Source organism: Mesorhizobium sp. M0800 (genome assembly GCF_040320095.1).
GTDB lineage: Bacteria > Pseudomonadota > Alphaproteobacteria > Rhizobiales > Rhizobiaceae > Mesorhizobium.
This window is the reverse complement of record NZ_JAMYOZ010000015.1, coordinates 26872-45851: the sequence shown is the minus strand read 5'-3', so window position 1 is coordinate 45851 and position 18980 is coordinate 26872. Positions and strand designations below refer to the sequence as shown.

The 18980-nt window shown below is 62.4% G+C and carries 12 protein-coding genes and 1 tRNA gene; 9 read left to right on the top strand and 4 right to left on the bottom strand.

Features of this window, described 5'->3' with window-relative positions; translation table 11 throughout:
- Window positions 1-2: 2 nt before the first annotated feature.
- Genes NKI18_RS18590 through bglA form a run of 3 tightly spaced genes read left to right on the top strand, consistent with a single transcriptional unit; the run spans window position 3 to window position 5282 of the window.
- Window positions 3-1631, top strand: coding sequence for an alpha-D-glucose phosphate-specific phosphoglucomutase (locus tag NKI18_RS18590; RefSeq protein WP_352618599.1), 1629 nt, complete (start codon window positions 3-5; stop codon window positions 1629-1631).
- Complete coding sequence (glgX, locus tag NKI18_RS18585; RefSeq protein ID WP_352618596.1) at window positions 1631-3664, top strand: glycogen debranching protein GlgX; 2034 nt, start codon at window positions 1631-1633, stop codon at window positions 3662-3664. The genes NKI18_RS18590 and glgX overlap by 1 nt, the downstream gene beginning before the upstream one ends.
- Window positions 3654-5282, top strand: coding sequence for a beta-galactosidase BglA (gene bglA / locus NKI18_RS18580; protein WP_353020225.1), 1629 nt, complete (start codon window positions 3654-3656; stop codon window positions 5280-5282). Before glgX ends, bglA begins: the two co-directional genes overlap by 11 nt.
- A gap of 16 nt (window positions 5283-5298) precedes the next feature.
- On the opposite strand, the gene NKI18_RS18575 is transcribed toward bglA, so the two are convergent.
- On the bottom strand, window positions 5299-7083 hold the full coding sequence (locus tag NKI18_RS18575) for a pilus assembly protein TadG-related protein (protein WP_352618592.1): 1785 nt from the start codon (window positions 7081-7083) through the stop codon (window positions 5299-5301).
- Between the two features lies 1 nt (window position 7084).
- Complete coding sequence (locus tag NKI18_RS18570) at window positions 7085-7564, bottom strand: TadE family protein (RefSeq protein ID WP_352618589.1); 480 nt, start codon at window positions 7562-7564, stop codon at window positions 7085-7087.
- A gap of 382 nt (window positions 7565-7946) precedes the next feature.
- Between NKI18_RS18570 and NKI18_RS18565 the strand changes: the two genes are divergently transcribed.
- The 4 genes from NKI18_RS18565 to NKI18_RS18550 all read left to right on the top strand — a co-directional run bounded on the left by NKI18_RS18565 (window position 7947) and on the right by NKI18_RS18550 (window position 13354).
- Window positions 7947-9539, top strand: coding sequence for a peptide ABC transporter substrate-binding protein (locus NKI18_RS18565; RefSeq protein WP_352569899.1), 1593 nt, complete (start codon window positions 7947-7949; stop codon window positions 9537-9539).
- Between the two features lie 159 nt (window positions 9540-9698).
- Window positions 9699-10622 (top strand): ABC transporter permease subunit, encoded by a 924-nt coding sequence (locus NKI18_RS18560; RefSeq protein WP_352618586.1) that lies wholly within the window; start codon window positions 9699-9701, stop codon window positions 10620-10622.
- Complete coding sequence (locus NKI18_RS18555; RefSeq protein WP_352618583.1) at window positions 10615-11733, top strand: ABC transporter permease; 1119 nt, start codon at window positions 10615-10617, stop codon at window positions 11731-11733. The genes NKI18_RS18560 and NKI18_RS18555 overlap by 8 nt, the downstream gene beginning before the upstream one ends.
- A gap of 1 nt (window position 11734) precedes the next feature.
- Complete coding sequence (locus tag NKI18_RS18550) at window positions 11735-13354, top strand: ABC transporter ATP-binding protein (protein WP_352503453.1); 1620 nt, start codon at window positions 11735-11737, stop codon at window positions 13352-13354.
- A gap of 69 nt (window positions 13355-13423) precedes the next feature.
- On the opposite strand, the gene NKI18_RS18545 is transcribed toward NKI18_RS18550, so the two are convergent.
- Window positions 13424-13500 (bottom strand) — tRNA-Pro (locus tag NKI18_RS18545).
- Window positions 13501-13705: 205 nt separating this feature from the next.
- Between NKI18_RS18545 and NKI18_RS18540 the strand changes: the two genes are divergently transcribed.
- Window positions 13706-15220, top strand: a complete 1515-nt coding sequence (locus NKI18_RS18540; RefSeq protein WP_502900720.1) for a phosphomannomutase/phosphoglucomutase — start codon at window positions 13706-13708, stop codon at window positions 15218-15220.
- Window positions 15221-15237: 17 nt separating this feature from the next.
- The gene (locus NKI18_RS18535; protein ID WP_352618578.1) at window positions 15238-17508 is read left to right on the top strand and encodes an AGE family epimerase/isomerase; all 2271 of its coding nucleotides are present in this window, start codon (window positions 15238-15240) and stop codon (window positions 17506-17508) included.
- Here NKI18_RS18535 and betB read toward each other — a convergent pair.
- On the bottom strand, window positions 17472-18935 hold the full coding sequence (betB, locus tag NKI18_RS18530) for a betaine-aldehyde dehydrogenase (protein WP_352618575.1): 1464 nt from the start codon (window positions 18933-18935) through the stop codon (window positions 17472-17474). The two genes, NKI18_RS18535 and betB, sit on opposite strands and share 37 nt — an antisense overlap.
- Between the last annotated feature and the right edge of the window lie 45 nt (window positions 18936-18980).

Here is an 18980-nt window from a genome sequence, read left to right as displayed (position 1 = left end):
TGATGATCCGCACCGTCGCCACCAAACCCTATCCCGACCAGAAGCCCGGCACCTCCGGGCTGCGCAAGAAAGTCCCGGTGTTCCAGCAGGAGCACTATGCCGAGAACTTCATCCAGTCGATCTTCGACGCGCTGGACGGATTCGAGGGCAAAACCCTGGTGATCGGCGGCGACGGCCGCTTCTATAACCGCGAGGTCATCCAGAAGGCCATCGCCATGGCCGCGGCAAACGGCTTCGGCAAGGTGATGGTCGGGCAGGGCGGCATCTTGTCGACGCCGGCCGCTTCGCATGTCATCCGCAAATACAAGACCTTTGGCGGCATCATCCTGTCGGCCAGCCACAATCCGGGTGGTCCGCATGAGGATTTCGGCATCAAGTACAATGCCGGCAATGGCGGCCCGGCGCCGGAAAAGCTGACCGACGCGATCTTCGAAAAAACCAAGGCGATTTCAAGCTTCAAGATCGCCGATATCGGGCAGGTCGACATCGACACGATCGGCACGGTCAAGACGGGGGACATGACCGTCGAAATCATCGATCCTGTCGCCGACTATGCCGAACTGATGGAAAGCCTGTTCGATTTCGACGCATTGCGGGCACTGTTCAAGTCGGGCTTCCGCATGCGCTTCGACGCCATGCATGCGGTGACCGGCCCCTACGCCAAGGAGATCCTCGAAAACCGGCTCGGCGCGCCCAACGGCACCGCCCGCAATTTCATTCCGCTGCCGGATTTCGGCGGCCATCATCCCGATCCCAATCTGGTGCATGCAAAACACCTCTACGACGAGATGATGGGGCCGGATGCGCCAGACTTTGGCGCCGCCTCGGATGGCGACGGCGACCGCAACCTGATCATCGGCAAGGGGATTTTCATCACCCCGTCTGATTCGGTGGCGATGCTCGCCGCCAACGCCCATCTGGCGCCGGGCTACAAGGCCGGGCTGAAAGGCATCGCCCGCTCGATGCCGACCAGCGGTGCTGCCGACCGGGTCGCCGAAAAGCTCGGCATCGGCATCTACGAGACGCCGACCGGCTGGAAATTTTTCGGCAATCTGCTCGATGCCGGCATGGCAACGATCTGCGGCGAGGAGAGTGCGGGGACCGGCTCCAACCATGTCCGCGAAAAGGACGGTCTGTGGGCTGTGCTTTTATGGCTCAACATCCTTGCCGTGCGCGGCGAAAGCGCCAAGCAGATCGTCACCCAGCATTGGGCGGCCTATGGCCGTAACTATTATTCGCGCCACGACTACGAGGAGGTCGAGACCGATCGTGCCAACGCGCTTGTCGACGAGCTGCGCGCCAAGCTCGGCTCGCTGCCTGGCACCAGCATGCGCGGCATGATGATCGCCAGCGCCGATGATTTCGCCTATCACGATCCGGTCGACGGCTCGGTCAGCAAGAACCAGGGCATCAGGGTGTTGTTCGAAGGCGGCTCACGCGTCGTCTTCCGCCTGTCCGGCACCGGCACCTCGGGCGCGACGCTGCGGCTTTATGTCGAGCGCTACGAGCCGGACAAGAACCGTCACGATCTCGACACCCAGGAGGCGCTTGCCGATCTGATCGTGGCGGCCGACGACATTGCCGGGATTCGCAGCCATACCGGCCGCGCCAAGCCGAGCGTCATCACCTGATGTCGTCGGGACTATCCGCCGGCTATCGTCCGCGATTTGGCGGGCTTGCCGGGGAGGGCGGCATCCGCTTCGCCGCATGGTCCTCGTCGGCTCGGCGCATCTGGGTCTCGATCTTCGACGCGCGCGGCAACCGCGAAATCGACCGGCTGGAACTCCAGTCGGAAGGCGAGGGCGTCCACGCACTTTTTGTTGCCGGTCTCGCCGCCGGCACCCGATACGGGTTCCGTGCCGATGGCGACTACGCGCCGGAACACGGTTTCTGGTTCGATCCCGACAAGCTGCTGGCCGATCCCTATGCCGTCGAGATCGACAGGCCCTATGCCTATGACGGCCGGCTAGCCGCGCGCCGGGGCGAGGGGGCCGACACGGCGCCGCTGATGCCGAAAGCCATCGCCGGCGCCTTGCCGGAACCCTTGCCTGCCTTGCCGCCTCTGTTTCGGTCCGGCGGCCTCATCTACGAGGTGCCGGTACGCGCGTTCACAAAGCTGCATAAGGACATTCCCGAGAAGCAACGCGGCACCATTGGAGCGCTCGCTCACCCCCTCGTTGTCGAGCATCTGCAAAAACTCGGCGTGGCAGCCATTGAGTTGATGCCGGTGACTGCATCGATCGACGAACGGCATTTACCGCCGCTCGGTCTGCGCAACGCCTGGGGTTATAATCCCGTGACCTTCATGGCGCTCGATCCGCGACTGGCGCCCGGCGGTCTGGCCGAGTTGCGCGGAACGGTCGCCGCGCTGCGCGAGGCCGGCATCGGCACCATTCTCGACCTGGTGTTCAACCACACCGGCGAAAGCGACCGGCTCGGCCCGACATTGTCGCTGCGCGGCCTCGACAGCCGCGCCTATTATCGGCACGAGCCGGACGGCGCTCTGGTCAATGACACCGGAACCGGCAATACGGTTGCGTGCGATCATCCGGTCGTCCGGGAAATGGTCCTCGACGCGCTTCGTCACTTTGTCCAGCGCGCCGGTGTCGACGGTTTCCGCTTCGACCTAGCGCCGATCCTCGGCCGCGTCGACGGCGTTTTCGACGCCGATGCGCCGCTGCTGAACGCCATTCGCAAAGATCCTGTTCTTGGCGACCGGGTGCTGATCGCCGAGCCTTGGGATATCGGACCGGATGGCTATCAGCTCGGCAATTTTCCGCCGCCCTTCCTCGAATGGAACGACAAATGCCGTGACGATATCCGCCGTTTCTGGCGCGGCGAGGGCGGCATTATCGGTGCCTTGGCGACGCGGCTTGCCGGTTCGTCCGATGTCTTTGCCAAACCAGGCCAGACAACGAGCCGCAGCATCAACTTCATCGCCGCGCATGACGGCATGACGCTGGCCGATATCGCTGCCTATGAGCACAAGCACAATGAGGCCAATGGCGAACAGAACCGCGATGGCCACGACGACAACCTGTCCTGGAACAATGGCCTCGAGGGCGAGACCGGCGACCAGTCAATCGTTACGGCCCGTTTCGATGACCAGTGCGCGCTGCTGGCGACGCTCTTTGCCTCGCGCGGCACGATCATGCTGACGGCCGGCGACGAGTTCGGCCGCACGCAGCGCGGCAACAACAACGCCTACGCGCAGGACAATGACATCACCTGGCTCGACTGGGCCGGGCGCGACCGGGCGCTGGAGCTGTACACGGTTCTGCTCGCCAAGATGCGTCGTGCCGTGCCGGCGCTTTTGGACACAACATTCCTGACCGGAGAACCGCCTGCGGGCTCGGAAATCCCAGACGTAGCCTGGCTGACGGAAACCGGCATGCCGCTCGACGAGGCCGCCTGGCACGATGCCAGGCGGCACCGGCTGGTCCTGGTTCTCGGGAGCGGTGAGAACAGTCGCCTTGCGGTGATCATCAACGGCGACCGCCGGGCCTGCATGTTCACGCTGCCGGAACGGGCGGGTTTTCTTTGGCGCCCAGCTATCGAACCGGATAGTAGCGATATCTCGCGGCCGGTGCCTGGGCGAACGGTCCTGTTCATGATCGAAAGCAGGACAGCGCGGGCGGGCGCAGGGGAGAGCCATGATGGCTGACAATGCCGAATGGTGGCGCGGCTGCGTCATCTATCAGATCTACCCGCGCTCCTTCCAGGATACGACAGGCGACGGCAGCGGCGATCTCAGCGGCATCACCTCGAGGCTGGCCCATGTCGCATCGCTCGGTGTCGACGCGGTTTGGCTGTCGCCTTTCTTCAAGTCGCCAATGGCCGATATGGGCTACGACGTTTCGGATTACTGCGCCGTCGATCCGATGTTCGGCACATCAGAGGATTTCGACGCGCTGGTTGCCGAGGCACACCGGCTCGGCCTGAAGGTGATCATCGATCAGGTCTTGTCGCACTCGTCGGATCGGCACGAATGGTTCGTCGAAAGCCGCACGAGCCGCGACAACCCCAAGGCCGACTGGTACGTCTGGGCCGATGCGAAGCCCGACGGCACCGCCCCCAACAACTGGCTGTCGCTTTTCGGCGGCCCGGCCTGGGAATGGGACGCAACGCGCAGGCAATATTACCTGCACAATTTCCTCGCCTCGCAGCCGGACCTGAATTTCCACAACCCGCAAGTGCAGGACGCCTTGCTGGAAACGGTGCGGTTCTGGCTCGAGCGCGGCGTCGACGGTTTCCGGCTGGATACGGTCAACTATTACGTCCACGACCGCTGGCTGCGCAGCAACCCGCCTTTGGCGGAAAGCGTCGCCGGCACCAATACGGCAACCAGCCCCTACCTCTATCAGGAGCATCTGTTCGACAAGAGCCAGCCGGAAAACCTTGCTTTCCTCAGGCGCTTCCGGGCCTTGCTTGACGAATATGAAGGCCGCGTCGCTGTCGGCGAGATTGGCGACGAAACCCGTTCCTTGCAGACACTCGCCGCCTATACCGGCGGTGGCGACAAGCTCCAAATGTCCTACACGTTCGACCTGCTCGGCCCGCAATTCTCGGCGTCGCATGTGCGTGGCTGTGTCGAGGCCTTCGAGAGTAAGGTGTTCGACGGCTGGGTTTGCTGGGCGTTCTCCAACCACGATGTCGTGCGCCATGTCAGTCGATGGACAAGGCCGGGCGGCGATCCGGACAGGGTGGCGAAATTCTCGATCGTGCTGCTTTCTTGCCTGCGCGGATCGATCTGCCTCTACCAGGGCGAAGAACTCGGGCTGGAGGAGGCCGAACCGGCGTTCGAGGCTTTGCGCGATCCCTTCGGCATCCGCTTCTGGCCGGCAATCAAGGGACGGGATGGGTGCCGAACGCCGATGGTCTGGGAGGCTGGCGCCGACAATGCCGGCTTTTCGACCGGCAAGCCGTGGCTTCCGGCCCCGGCAAGCCATCGCGCCCAGGCGGTCGACGTCCAGGACGGCGAGCAAACCTCCGTCCTGGCGAGCTACCGGGCGATGCTGGCCTTGCGCAAGCAGCATCCGGCGCTGGTTCGAGGCTCGATCCGGTTCCTCGATGCCGAAGGCGACGTCCTTGCTTTCATTCGCGAAGGCGGTGACGAAAAGCTGCTGTGTGTCTTCAATTTCGCCGACGAGCCGGCCGGCTGGCAATTGCCACCGGATCTGCAAGCGATAGGGCCGATAGACCTTGGCGGTGCTGCCGGCGTCTTGCAGGAAAGAACTCTGTCGCTGCCGCCGCTGGGCTGCTTCCTCGGCCGGATCGGCTGAGCTCTATTTCATTATCTCATTGAACGAGCACGGAGCGCCCGCAAGTCGCGCCGACAACCCGCACATCGGCCTCGCCGACATGCACGCCGACAGCTGCAAGCACGTTATAGACCAGTTCGTCGACCGGCGCCGTCACGCCGTTCAGAACCGTTACCACCGCCGGCTTAACCGTTCCGAGCAGGGCCGTCACGTCCAGCCCGAGGCCCAGTGCATTGACCGAGAGCGAGAGGCCGCTGACCAGCGATGTCGTGAGTGATTGCGTCAGGTTTTTTGTGGCGACAGTTTTTATCGTCTTGTTGGCGATATCGGTGCTGTCGAACGTCAATGCGGTCGGATCGTTGTTGGTGATGGCAAGTGATGACGAACCCTTCACATCGAGCAGATTGAGGGTGAGCAGCAGAAGCTTTACGCTTACCTGTGCAATCGTGGCATCGGAGAACGATTGCGGATTGCTGAAATCGGCGAAGGCCGATGGGTTGTTGTCGGCGTCGCTGGTGGCAAGGTGCAGCGAGGCCACGCCAGGCTGCGCGGCGATCGAGACCTTGATGCTATCCGGCCGGCCCGTCGGGCAGCTGATGTCGGTCAGCTTGGCTTCCGCATAGGCGACTTCGACATGCAGAGGCAGGTTGACGGACAGCAGGCTGATGCCGCCGCCGAGATTGGAATTGCCGATGCCCACTGTGGTGACCAGCTTGATGCGCGTCTGCGCGGTGCGCACCACGGTGCCTTTTTCCCCGACGGCCAGCCAGGGTGAATATTGCATTGGCTCACCGATGGCGATGGCGAGCGTGGTGGAGGTAAGTCCCGGAATAGTGGCGCCGAGATCGACCTGGACCTGGTTTGAGCCATTGGCCAGCGAGGCGGCGGCACCCAGCATGCCCATCGCGCTTGCGTCGACGGAAAAGCCGGGAGACTTTTGTCCGAGGCCGAGCTTACCGATCGAGCCAAGATCTATAAGATGACTGAGGGGTATCTTGACTGTGTTGGTGGCCCTCGACGCGATCGTCTGCAGCACAAGTTTGCTGGCGCTGCCCGACCCGGACGCATTGGCCATGGCGGTCGCGATCTGGCCTACCGTCGCTTTTGACGCCAGCACGTCGGAATAGCTGACACCTGTCAGTTGCAACTGTACGGCAAGGGCATCGACGAACGAAAGCACGTTTACATCGGCCGAGATCAGCGCGTTGTAGTCCATGACGCTGAGCGAAATGTTGGCGCCCAGCAACTTGCTGAGAAGCGCGTTGAGGATGCCGCCATTGACGCTGAGGAGCCTGGACCCGACCGAGAACATCGCTTGCGGGGTCACACTGGCAATGGCTTCGGTGCCGACAACCGGAGTAGGGATGAGCGAACTGGCGAAATACCGGGCGGGGATTTTTCGCAGAGTGACGCGAACGGCGTTGTAAGGCGTTTTGCCGGCTTCGAAGCGCTTGTCGACACCAACGGAGGACGCCGCTGAGTATCGGCCGCCGGTGACCGACACGACGGTTTTGCCAACCGTGGGAACGATTGTCTGACCTGCCTTTTGAACAATGATGCCGGGCATTCGGTTGTCACTGAGCGTGGTTACCGCCGCGGCTTCCATATTGTTGATGTTCGACGCCGCGGTGATCGCCGCCAGATCGGTCATCGCCTGGGCTTCCCTGCGCTCCGTGTAGATCGAACCTTCGTCGACAGCGAAGGCCGCCAACCCCAGCGCGAACGGTGCTATCAGCGCCGTCATGACGGCAAAGTTCGCCTTCTCGTCGCCAACCATCGAGCGAGCGATCCGCCCGATGCCCCTCAGCAAGAACTGCGACATTTCAAATGCCTCCAATCCTGATGGTCGACCTGCGTGAGATCGTGGTTTGCGGCATCGCAAGGCTGGGCAACAGGTTCCAGATCGGCAGGTTGCTGGCATCGTACTGGATCGACACGACGAACTGATTTCCGTCGGCCGTGCTGTCCGTCGCCTGATAGGTCAGCTTGCCGGAATCGACGAACGGGTATCCACTGGCATTGTTTTTGACGAAACTCGCCACCAGCGCCTGGCGCTCGGTTTGATTCAATCCGGCAATTGCGGTGCGGGCGGCATCGGCGGCGATTTGCTGCAAGGAGTTGCTTGCACCAAAATAGATACCATATGCAACCATTCCGAGCAAAAGAAGGATAAAGATTGGGGAAAGCAGGGCGAACTCGACCGCGGAAGTTCCGGACTCTTCTCCAATTTTGCGTAGATTCGTCCGTACTTGGCGCAATATTTTACGCTTCAATGCGACAGTATTACTGTCTATCTTGTTCATTGCCCTTGCCCGTTGGAACCCAAGGTCGATGTGCCGATCCCATCGAAGTTTGTAACCCTTGGTTGCCTAAGAACCAATTAATACATTCCGGTAAACTGAAATGATCGGCCAGATTATTTCCCAGATCGGCGTTCTGGCCGGGAAACCCAGTCAAACTCATGGTTTCGACCATTGATTGGCCGCCCGCAAAACGACTGCCCCGGCCCCCTTACTTTGGGTGACCCCGAGAGTCTGTTGAAATAAAAAATCTCCACGTTACTGTTTGGCCACCAGCTGCCGGAAAAGGGAACCGGCTGCGCGCTCGAAAGGAACCAACCAATCGGTTTCGGGGCGTCAACACTTAGAGACGTGGCCGAAGGGCGACGTCATTAGGGAGAACTCCATGCTGAAACATGTGCTGAAGGCGACGGTACTCGCCACGACCATGGTCTTGGCCGCCGGTACGTTCTACACGCCGGCTTTCGCCGAGACCGTCTACAACCGCGGAGCCGCCGCCGAAGCGGAGACGCTCGATCCGCACAAGACCTCGACGGTCTACGAAGCCGATATCATACGCGACCTGTTCCAGGGACTGGTCATGCATGACCAGAAGACGAACCTCATTCCGGGCGCCGCCGAAAGCTGGACGGTGTCCGACGACGGCAAGGTCTACACCTTCAAGCTGCGCAAGGACGGCCTCTGGTCGGATGGCAGCCCGGTGACGGCGGACGACTTCGTCTATTCCTTCCGTCGGCTGGAAGATCCGGCCACCGCTGCCGAATACGCTTCCATGCTCTATCCCGTCAAGAATGCGGAGGAGGTCAATACCAAGAAGGGCAAGCCGGAGGATATGGGCGTCAAGGCGATTGACGCAAATACCCTCGAAGTCACGCTGAAGGCGCCAACGCCGTACTTCCTGGAGATGCTGACCCATCAGGCGACCTATCCTGTTAACAAGGCGTCTATCGAAAAGCTTGGCGCCGACTGGATCAAGGCAGGCAAGCTGGTCTCCAACGGGGCCTTTACAGCGGCGGAGTGGATTCCCAACGACCATTTGAAGCTGGTCAAGAATCCGAAATTCTGGGACGCCGCGAGCGTCAAGTTCGACGTCGTCAACTACATCCCGACCGAGGATCGCTCGTCGGCGATGAAGCGTTTCGAGGCGGGCGAACTCGACAGTTACGGCGACCTGCCGACCGAACAACTCGCCGATCTCAAGACCAAATTCGGCGACCAGGTCCGTGTCGGGCCATATCTCGGCATCTACTATTATGCGATCAAGACCGATAAGGCGCCGTGGGATAATGTCGAGCTGCGCAACGCCATCTCGATGGCGATCGATCGCGACTTCCTGGCGGAGAAAGTCTGGCAGAATTCGATGCTGCCCGGCTATTCCATGGTGCCTCCCGGCATCGAGGGCTATACGCCGGCAATGGCCAAATACGCCGACATGCCGCAGATCGACCGCGAGGACGCTGCCAAGAAGATCCTCGAGAAACTCGGCTATACACCCGAGCATCCGCTGAAAATGCAGATCCGCTACAACACTTCGGAGAACCACAAGAACACAGCGGTCGCCATTCAGGAACAGCTGAAGCCGCTTGGCGTCGAGATCACACTCCTCAATACCGACACCAAGACCCACTACTCCTTCCTCGAGCAGAAGGGTGACTATGACGTGGCGCGCGCCGCCTGGATTGCCGACTACAAGGATCCCGAAACCTTCCTCGGCATCTCCCGCAAAGCCAGCGGCAACAACTATTCGGTCTACAACAGCCCAAAATACGAGGCGGCGATGGACAAGGCGGCGGCCGCCGGCGGCAACCCTGCAGAACGCATGAAGGAACTCGCCGAGGCCGAGCGCATCCTCATCGATGACGTCGGCGAGATCCCGCTTCTCTACTACAGCTACCACGATATCGTTTCCTCGAAGTTGCATGGCTTCGACGACAATGTGATGGACATCCATCCGTCCCGCTTCATCAGCAAGGACTGATCCCTGGCCGGGCCACCGCGCATCGAATGCGCGGTGGCTTGCCGTCGCATCGGACCTCCGTGAATCGGATCGATTTCCGGAAAGCCGATGCGAAGATTTGAAGGCTAGAGCGCAATCGTCCAGCTGGACGCGCGTTGTTCTGGATCAAGCGGGGCACCGATGCTGCGTTACGTATTCCGGCGGCTTCTGACCGCCATTCCGACGCTGTTCGTCATCGTGACCATGGCGTTCTTCCTGATACGCGTCGCGCCGGGCGGCCCGTTCAACCAGGAGCGGGGCCTGAGCCCCGAGATCAGGGCCAATCTCGAAGCTCAGTTCGGCCTCAACGATCCGCTCTGGTTGCAGTACCTCCACTATCTCGGCAATCTTCTGCGCGGCAATTTCGGCCCCAGCTACAACATGCCGGATTTCACCGTCGGCGAGTTGTTCAAGGAGGGCCTGCCGATCTCAATCCAGCTCGGCGCTTCGGCGCTCATTCTGGCGCTGCTCCTCGGCAGCGTGCTCGGCAGTGTTGCCGCGCTCAACCAGAACAAGCTTGCCGACTATTCGGTGATCGCGCTGGCGACCGCCGGCAGCACCATTCCAACCTTCGTCATCGCCCCGGTGATCCAGCTTGCATTCGGATTGACCTGGAAGCTGCTGCCGATCGGCGGCTGGGGCGATGGAGCCCTCATCAATAAGGTCGGCCCGGTGCTGACGCTCGCTCTTCCGCAGATCGCCATCGTCGCCCGATTGATGCGCGGCTCGATGATCGAATCGCTGCACTCGCATCACATCCGCACCGCGCGCGCTCTCGGCCTGTCCGACTGGTCGGTCGTCGTCAAGCATGCGCTGCGCGGCGCCATCCTGCCGATCGTCTCCTTCACCGGTCCGGCAGCCGCAGCCCTTCTCACCGGCTCGGTCATCGTCGAGACCATCTTCTCTATCCCGGGCATCGGCCGCCATTTTGTCGTTGCTGCACTCAACCGCGACTACACGCTGGTGATGGGGACGGTGGTGGTCATCGCGCTCTTCACCATTGTCTTCAACCTGATCGTCGACGTCCTCTATGGGGTCGTCGATCCGAGGGTGCGCTATGACTGATATTGCAGTTGCCGCACCGGTCGTCGGCCGGTCCCTGTGGGGCGACGCCTGGGCGCGCCTCAAGGCCAATCGCGCGGCCATGTTCAGCCTCTATTATCTTGCCTTCATCGCCGTCATCAGCGTGTTTGGGCCCTATCTCGTGCCGCACCAATACACCACCATCTATGCCGACTATGTCCGTACGCCGCCGAGCTTCTCCGCCTATCCGAAGGCCGACATGATCGAAGGCGCTCTTGATGAGGCGATCAGGCGTATGCGCGTCGACATCAAGGAGTGGCGGCAGGAGGGCAGCCGTGTGTTCGTTACCGCAAAATCGTCCAAGCCGATCGACGACCGCAACATTCGCTACCTTGATCGTTCCGATACCTTTGATGACACAAAGATCGAGAGCAAATCGCCGGACGGTCTCGAAATGGTGATGAGTGCCTCGATCAAGCAGCAATATTTCCTGTTCGGCACCGACAATACCGGTCGCGATCTCCTGTCCCGAACGCTGATGGCCGGGCGCATATCGCTGGCCATCGGCCTGCTTGCCGGCATTGTGGCCGTGGTCATCGGCGTGCTCTACGGCGCCACCGCCGGCCTTGCCGGCGGCAGGGTCGACGAGGTGATGATGCGTGTCGTCGACGTGCTTTATTCTTTGCCGTTCATCTTCTTCGTCATCATGCTGGTGGTGTTCTTCGGCAGGAACTTCGTGCTGATGTTCCTGGCGGTCGGCGCGGTGCTGTGGCTCGACATGGCGCGCATCGTGCGCGGACAAGCGCTGTCGATCCGCCGGCAGGAATATGTCCAGGCGGCGGAAGCGATGGGCGTCGGCCAGCGAGGCATTCTGCTGCGCCATGTGATCCCCAATTTGCTCGGGCCGGTGGTGATCTACATGACGCTGCTGGTGCCGCAGGTCATTATCCTGGAGAGTTTTTTGTCGTTCCTCGGGCTTGGCGTCCAGGAGCCGATGACCAGCTGGGGCGTGCTGATCTCGGTTGGCGCCCAGAACATCGGCTCGGCCAACTGGCTGCTTCTTTTCCCGGCCTTCTTTCTCGTCTCCACGCTGTTCGCGCTGAATTTCGTCGGCGATGGGCTGCGCGATGCGCTCGACCCGAAGGATCGTTGAGATGGCTGCTTCCGATACCATCCTCAGCGTCAAGGACCTTCGCGTCCGCTTCCGCACCCTCGACGGTGTGGTGGAGGCGGTGAAGGGCATCAATATCCACGTCAAATCAGGCGAAACCGTCGCCGTCGTCGGCGAATCCGGTTCCGGCAAGAGCCAGACGATGATGGCGGCGATGAGCCTGCTCGCCTCGAACGGCGAAGCCAGCGGCACAGTCGATTATCGCGGCCGCAATCTTTTGACCTTGAGCAAACCCGAGCTCAACAAGATCCGCGGCCGCAAGATCAGCATGATCTTCCAGGAGCCGATGACGTCGCTAGACCCGCTCTATTCGATCGGCAACCAGCTGATCGAGCCGATCCGCAAGCATCGCGGACTTGGCGCCGCCGCGGCGCGCGAGGAGGCGCTCAAGCTGCTGCGGCTGGTCCATATTCCCGATCCGGAGCGGCGGATGAAATCCTACCCGCACGAGTTGTCGGGCGGTCAGCGCCAGCGCGTCATGATCGCCATGGCGCTGGCCAACGACCCCGACATACTGATCGCCGACGAGCCGACGACCGCGCTCGACGTCACCATCCAGGCGCAGATCCTCATGCTGCTCGCCGAATTGCAGCGCAAGCTCGGCATGGCGATCGTCTTCATCACCCACGATCTCGGCATCGTCCGGCGCTTTGCCGATCGGGTCTATGTGATGCGCTATGGCGAGGTGGTCGAGGAGGGCGAGGCGGAAGCGATCTTCGCCAACCCGCAGCACGGCTACACCAAGATGCTACTTGCCGCCGAACCGACCGGCACCAAGGCGCCGCCGCCTCCGAATGCCCCTGTCCTGCTTGAAGGCAGAAACGTCGAGGTGACCTTCAAGATCGGCGGCGGATTTCTTGGCGGCGAGCCGCTGCTGCTGCGCGCCGTCGATCGCATTTCGATACGGCTGAAGCGCAACCAGACGATCGGCATCGTCGGCGAATCCGGCTCGGGAAAATCGACGCTCGGCCGCGCCTTGCTGCGGCTCCTGCCCAGCGACGGTATCATCCGGCTTGGTGACCGCGACATTTCCCACGCCGACCGCCAGGCGATGAGGCCGCTGCGGCGCGAATTGCAGCTGGTTTTCCAGGATCCGTTCGGCTCGCTGTCGCCACGCATGACCGTCGGCCAGATCATCACCGAGGGGCTTCTGGTCCATGAGCCCAATCTGTCGGGCAGGCAGCGCGATCTCCGCGCGGTCGATGCCTTGCTCGAAGTCGGGCTCGACCCGAACACGCGCAACCGCTATCCGCATGAATTCTCCGGCGGTCAGCGGCAGCGCATCGCCATTGCGCGCGCCATGATACTCAAGCCTAAAGTGGTGGTGCTGGACGAGCCGACCTCGGCGCTGGACCGCTCCGTGCAGAAGCAGATCGTCGAATTGCTACGCAAGCTGCAGGCCGACCACGAGCTGTCCTATCTGTTCATCAGCCACGATCTCGCCGTCGTGCGCGCCATGGCCGACTACATCATCGTCATGAAGCAGGGCAAGATCGTCGAGGAGGGACCGGCCGAGGCGATCTTCAGCAATCCGCAGGCAACCTATACGCAGACACTGATGGCCGCGGCCATCGACGTGACGCGATTTCGCCTGAGCGCATAGCGCGATTGGTCAGAACTGCGGCGGATGGTGGTTGTTTCGGGAACAAAAACAGCTAAGCCGCTGTTTTTCTGGTCGGAGTGGCAGGATTTGAACCTGCGACCCCATCGTCCCGAACGATGTGCGCTACCAGGCTGCGCTACACTCCGTGACCAGACCGCGGGCTTATAGCCGCCGCGTTTGGTTACTGCAAGCGCCAATGGCAGCGCTTCTGTCGCATTTCTTTCGCTTTCGCCGCCACGTCATACAGGTTTCAGTTTCCTGTCGCACAAACACGGCTTAAAGGGCTTCTGGGTAACCGTCCACTTGCCTCGAAGCACCTGATTCAGCCGCCTGGAGTTTGCAGCCTTGTCGATGAAGATCATTAGCGATGTCGGACCAAACACTTTTGAGTTTGAAACCTCGGCGCTGATCAAGCCGTCCGGATTTCGCGAATATGATGCGCGCTGGTGGTTCGGCCATCCCGGCTCGAACGGAACGCCGGAACTCAATCTGATTGGCGTCCAGGCGCTCGGCATGGGGCTCGGCACGCTGATCCGTCGCCTGGGTGCCGGACCCGACATCGTCACCGGTCACGATTTCCGCTCCTATTCGCTTGCCATAAAGCTGGCCCTGGTTTCCGGGCTGATGGCGGCCGGCGCACGGGTCAAGGATGTCGGGCTTGCCCTGTCGCCGATGGCTTATTTCGCCCAGTTCGCGCTCGACACGCCGTCCGTTGCCATGGTCACTGCCTCGCACAACGAGAATGGCTGGACCGGCGTCAAAATGGGCGCGGCGCGCCCGCTGACTTTTGGTCCGGAGGAGATGAGTGCGTTGAAGGCGATCGTGCTCTCCGGCGATTTCGATCTTGTCGGTGGCGGCTCCTATGACTTCGTTGCGGACTTCCGCAAAACCTACCTTGACGATCTGACAGCGGGAAAGCGTATCTCGAGGAAGCTCAAGGTGGTGGCCGCCTGCGGCAACGGCACCGCCGGGGCTTTCGCTCCCGAGGCACTGGAAAGGATCGGCTGCGAGGTGATCCCGCTCGACGTCGAGCTTGATCATACGTTCCCCAATTACAATCCCAACCCCGAAGACATGCAGATGCTGCACGCCATTCGCGACAAGGTGCTGGAAACGGGCGCCGATGTCGGGCTAGGCTTCGACGGCGACGGCGATCGCTGCGGCGTGGTGGACAATGAAGGCAACGAGATTTTCGCCGACAAGGTCGGCGTCATGCTGGCACGCGACATTTCGCACCTCTATCCCGGCTCGACTTTCGTCGTCGACGTCAAGTCGACCGGATTGTTCATGACTGACAAGGTGTTGCGGGAAAATGGCGCGGTCACCGACTATTGGAAAACCGGTCACTCCTATATCAAACGGCGCGTCGCCGAACTCGGCGCCGCCGCCGGTTTCGAAAAATCGGGCCATTTCTTCTTCAATCCGCCGATCGGCCGCGGCTATGACGATGGCCTGATCACGGCCATCGCCATATGCCAGATGCTGGATCGCAGCCCGCAAAGCAGCATGGCCGACCTCTATCGCGATCTCCCGCTGACCTTCGGCACGCCGACCATGTCGCCACACTGCGCCGACGAGCTCAAATACGGCGTCGTCGAGCGCGTCGTAGGCGACTTTCGCAAGATGAAGGACGACGGCGCGGTCTTCGCCGGCCAGAAGATCGCCGAACTGATCACCGTCAACGGCGTCAGGGTCGTGGCGGAGGATGGTACCTGGGGGTTGGTGCGCGCATCATCGAACAAGCCGGAGCTTGTGGTGGTGGTGGAGAGCCCGGTATCGTCCGAACGGCGCCGGCAGATGTTCGAAGCCGTCGATGCGGTGCTGCGCCGCAGCCCCGAAGTCGGCGCCTACAATCAGACCTTTTGAGCACGAGGCTTGTTTTCATGACCGAACGGATCGTCAGTTTTGTGATGAGCGGCGGCGTCGGCTCGCGGCTGTGGCCGTTGTCGCGCGAGGACAATCCCAAGCAGTTCCATGATTTCTCGGGCGACGGCTCAATGCTGGCCAAGACGCTGCGCCGGTTGACCGCGCGGCCGGAAGGCGAAACGCCGGTTTTCCTGATTGCCTCGGAAAGGCATGCCGACCGCGTTCATGCCGACATTGCCGGTCACGAGCTTTCCGGCGGCGGCCCGCTGTTCGAGCCGACCGGACGCAACACCGCCGCGGCCGTCGCCTTGGCAAGCCTGCGCACGCTGTCGGAATTCGGCGACAGCCTGGTGCTGGTGGTGCCGTCCGATCATGAGATCGCGACGCCACAGCAATTCTGGCGGAGCATCGAGGCCGGCACGGCGGCCGCGCGCCAAGGCAGGCTGGTGGTGTTCGGCATCAAGCCCGCCCAACCCGAGACCGGTTACGGCTACATCGAGGTGGCCGGCGAGCGCGATGGCATCTGCGATGTCTCGCGTTTCGTCGAAAAACCCGATCTCGCCACGGCGCAGAGCTATCTCGAGGCCGGCAATTTCTACTGGAACACCGGCATCTTCCTGTTTCGCGCCAGTGCCATGCGCGACGCGTTCATGGCCTTCCAGCCCGACATCTGGAGTGCCACAGAGGCTGCCTACCAGGCTGCGACATCGGATCTTTCCGGCCTCTACATGCCTCTGGATCTCTATGCCGCCATCCCATCGACATCGATCGACTATGCGATCATGGAGCGCGCCAGCGGCATCGCCATGGTGCCGGCCGGCTTTCGCTGGAACGATCTCGGCTCCTGGCAATCGCTGCTCGACGTCGGTCCCTCCGACACGCAGGGCAATGTCATCGTCGGCGATGTCGTCGCCATCGATTGCGAGAACTCCTATATCCGCAGCGACGGCCGCCTGCTGTCGGCCATAGGCCTGAAGGACGTCGCCATCGTGTCGACCGCCGACGCCACTTTCGTTGCTCCGGTCAGTCACAGCCAGAACGTCAAGAAGATCGTCGAGCAGCTCGAAAAAAGCGGCCGCCTTGAGACCAGGTTCACGCCCGCCGACGACCGCGTCATCGAAAGCGGCGCCTGGCAGCGCCGCGTGCACCATTGGCTGTTCGAGGAGACGGTGCCGTTGTGGTCGACGGTCGGCGTCGATGAGCGCCACGGCGGGTTCCACGAGGCGCTCGGCTTCGATGCCGCCCCGCTGATGAAACCCAAGCGCATGCGCACGCAGGCCAGGCAGATCTACGCCTTCGCCGTCGCCAAGGCGCGCGGCTGGAACGGCCCGGCCGATCGGCTGATCAGCCACGGCCTCGAATTCATGGCTAGGCACGGACGTACCGACAATGGCGGCTGGGTACGCACGCTCAACGTCGACGGCACCGTCGCCGACGCCGCCGAGGATGCCTATGACCATTCCTGCGTGCTCCTGGCGCTGGCGCATGCCCATATGTGCGGCAATCCCGATGCGTTGCGGCTTGGCCAGGAGACCTTTGCGTTTATCGACGCGCATCTCGAGGACGAACGCCTGACCGGCTTCCGCGAGACCTCGAGCGGCGAGGGCGAGCGCCGCTCCAACCCGCACATGCATCTGCTCGAGGCATTCCTGGCCTGGCATCAGGCGACCGGCGAGCGCGCCTATCTTCGTCGCGCCGCGCGCATCGTCGATCTATTTCGCAGCCATTTCTTCGACCCGGAAAGCTGGACGCTGGGTGAGTATTTCGACCATGAATGGCGGCCGGCCCCTGGCGGGAAGGGCACGTGGACCGAACCCGGCCATCATTTCGAATGGGCCTCGCTGCTGGTTGACTTCGCCGGGCGCAGCGGCCAGAGCGGCTTGACCGGCCTTGCCCGGAAGCTTTACGCGTCGGCGATTGCCAATGGCCTGAACCGCGCCACGGGCCTCGCTTACGGCGCCGTGTCGCGGCAAGGACTGCCGCTCGACCGCGTCTCGCGCAGCTGGCCGCAGGCCGAAGCGATCAAGGCGGCGATCGCGCTGGACGGTTCGGGCGGTCCCGACCTGAAGCCGGAAATCGAGGCGCGTGTCGGCCGGCTGTTCCGCTGGCACATCAATCCGGCACCGCTCGGCCTGTGGATCGACCGCATTGACGAGCGTGGCCGCTCCTTGGCGAGCGAGGTGCCGGCCAGCATCTTCTATCATCTCGTCTGCGCGCTGACGCAGTATCTGGACGGCACGGCGCCCAAGGATCAGTACGGGCTGGCGACATCACCCGTCTCGACGTAGACCGACTTCAGCTGCGAATAAAGCGCCAGTGCCGCGAGCGAATTCTCGCGGCCGATGCCGGACTGCTTGAAGCCGCCGAAGGGGATTTCGACCGGCGTCAGATTGTAGGCGTTGATCCAGCAGATGCCGGCCTGCAGTTCGGCGATGACACGATGGGCGCGCGCCAGGTCGCGCGTGAACACGCCGGCGGCGAGGCCGAATTCGGTATCGTTGGCGCGATCGATCACCTCGTCCTCGCTGTCGAATTTCAGCACGCTCATGACCGGCCCGAAAATCTCCTCGCGGGCGATGCGCATCGTGTCGACGACACCGGTGAACACCGTCGGCTCGACGAAGAAGCCGCCCTGAAAACCCTGCAGCGAAGGCACGTTGCCGCCGCAGGCGAGCACCGCGCCATCCTGCTTGCCGGCCTCGATGTAAGAGACCACCTTGTCGTGCTGCGCCTTCGAGACCAGCGGCCCCATCTGCGTGTCCGGATCGAGCGGATCGCCGATGCGGATTTTCTTCGTCCGTTCGGTCAGCCTCTCGACGAAACGGTCATGGATGCTACTCTGCACGAAGACCCGCGTGCCGTTGGAGCAGATCTGGCCGGTCGAATAGAAATTGCCGAGCATCGCGCCGCCGATGGCGTTTTCGAGGTTGGCGTCTTCGAAGACGATCAGCGGCGACTTGCCGCCGAGCTCCATCGTCGCGTGCTTCATCTTCGAGCCGGCGAGCGACAGCACTTTGCGGCCGGTCGGCACCGAGCCGGTCACCGAGACCTTGGCGACGACATCGTGGCCGACAAGGCCGGCGCCGACATCGCCAAAACCCTGCACGACGTTGAACAGCCCGTCGGGCAGCCCGGCCTCGGTGTAGATTTCGGCGAGCGCCAGCGCTGAAAGCGGCGTGTTCTCCGACGGCTTGAACACCATCGCATTGCCCATGGCGAGCGCGGGAGCGGATTTCCAGCCGGCGATCTGGATCGGGTAGTTCCAGGCGCCGATGCCGACGCAAACGCCGAGCGCCTCGCGCCGGGTATAGGCAAAGGGACCGCCGAGATCGATGGCCTCGCCATTAAAGGCGGTGACGGCACCGCCGAAATACTCGAGGCAGTCGGCCGCCGACGGGGCGTCCGCAACCAGCGTCTCCTGGATAGGCTTACCGGTATCCAGCGTCTCGATGCGCGCCAGATCGGCATTGCGCGCGCGCAAAATGTCGGCGGCGCGGCGCAGGATGCGGCCGCGCTCGACCGGCTTCAGCCGCGCCCAGGCCGGCTGTGCCGCACGCGCGGCCTCGATCGCGAGTTCCAGCACGTTCGGCGTCGCCGAGCGCAGCATGGCGATGGTCTCGCCGGTTGCCGGATAGATAACCGGCAGCGCTGCGCCGCGCTCGTCGTCGATATAGCGGCCGTTGACATAATGCGATGCCGTTGGCTGGGCGCGCATGACTGTTCTCCAAATCGTCTTGTCGCGGCATGCGGAATATGCGTC

What these genes read in the sequence shown, in the direction of transcription:
- NKI18_RS18560 (WP_352618586.1), top strand. Translation starts at nt 9,699, where the DNA reads ATGCTGCGTTACGTATTCCGGCGGCTTCTGACCGCCATTCCGACGCTG.
- bglA (WP_353020225.1), top strand. Translation starts at nt 3,654, where the DNA reads ATGATGGCTGACAATGCCGAATGGTGGCGCGGCTGCGTCATCTATCAG.
- NKI18_RS18535 (WP_352618578.1), top strand. Translation starts at nt 15,238, where the DNA reads ATGACCGAACGGATCGTCAGTTTTGTGATGAGCGGCGGCGTCGGCTCG.
- NKI18_RS18575 (WP_352618592.1), bottom strand. Translation starts at nt 7,083, where the DNA reads ATGTCGCAGTTCTTGCTGAGGGGCATCGGGCGGATCGCTCGCTCGATG.
- NKI18_RS18540 (WP_502900720.1), top strand. Translation starts at nt 13,706, where the DNA reads ATGAAGATCATTAGCGATGTCGGACCAAACACTTTTGAGTTTGAAACC.
- betB (WP_352618575.1), bottom strand. Translation starts at nt 18,935, where the DNA reads ATGCGCGCCCAGCCAACGGCATCGCATTATGTCAACGGCCGCTATATC.
- glgX (WP_352618596.1), top strand. Translation starts at nt 1,631, where the DNA reads ATGTCGTCGGGACTATCCGCCGGCTATCGTCCGCGATTTGGCGGGCTT.
- NKI18_RS18590 (WP_352618599.1), top strand. Translation starts at nt 3, where the DNA reads ATGATCCGCACCGTCGCCACCAAACCCTATCCCGACCAGAAGCCCGGC.
- NKI18_RS18570 (WP_352618589.1), bottom strand. Translation starts at nt 7,564, where the DNA reads ATGAACAAGATAGACAGTAATACTGTCGCATTGAAGCGTAAAATATTG.
- NKI18_RS18550 (WP_352503453.1), top strand. Translation starts at nt 11,735, where the DNA reads ATGGCTGCTTCCGATACCATCCTCAGCGTCAAGGACCTTCGCGTCCGC.
- NKI18_RS18555 (WP_352618583.1), top strand. Translation starts at nt 10,615, where the DNA reads ATGACTGATATTGCAGTTGCCGCACCGGTCGTCGGCCGGTCCCTGTGG.
- NKI18_RS18565 (WP_352569899.1), top strand. Translation starts at nt 7,947, where the DNA reads ATGCTGAAACATGTGCTGAAGGCGACGGTACTCGCCACGACCATGGTC.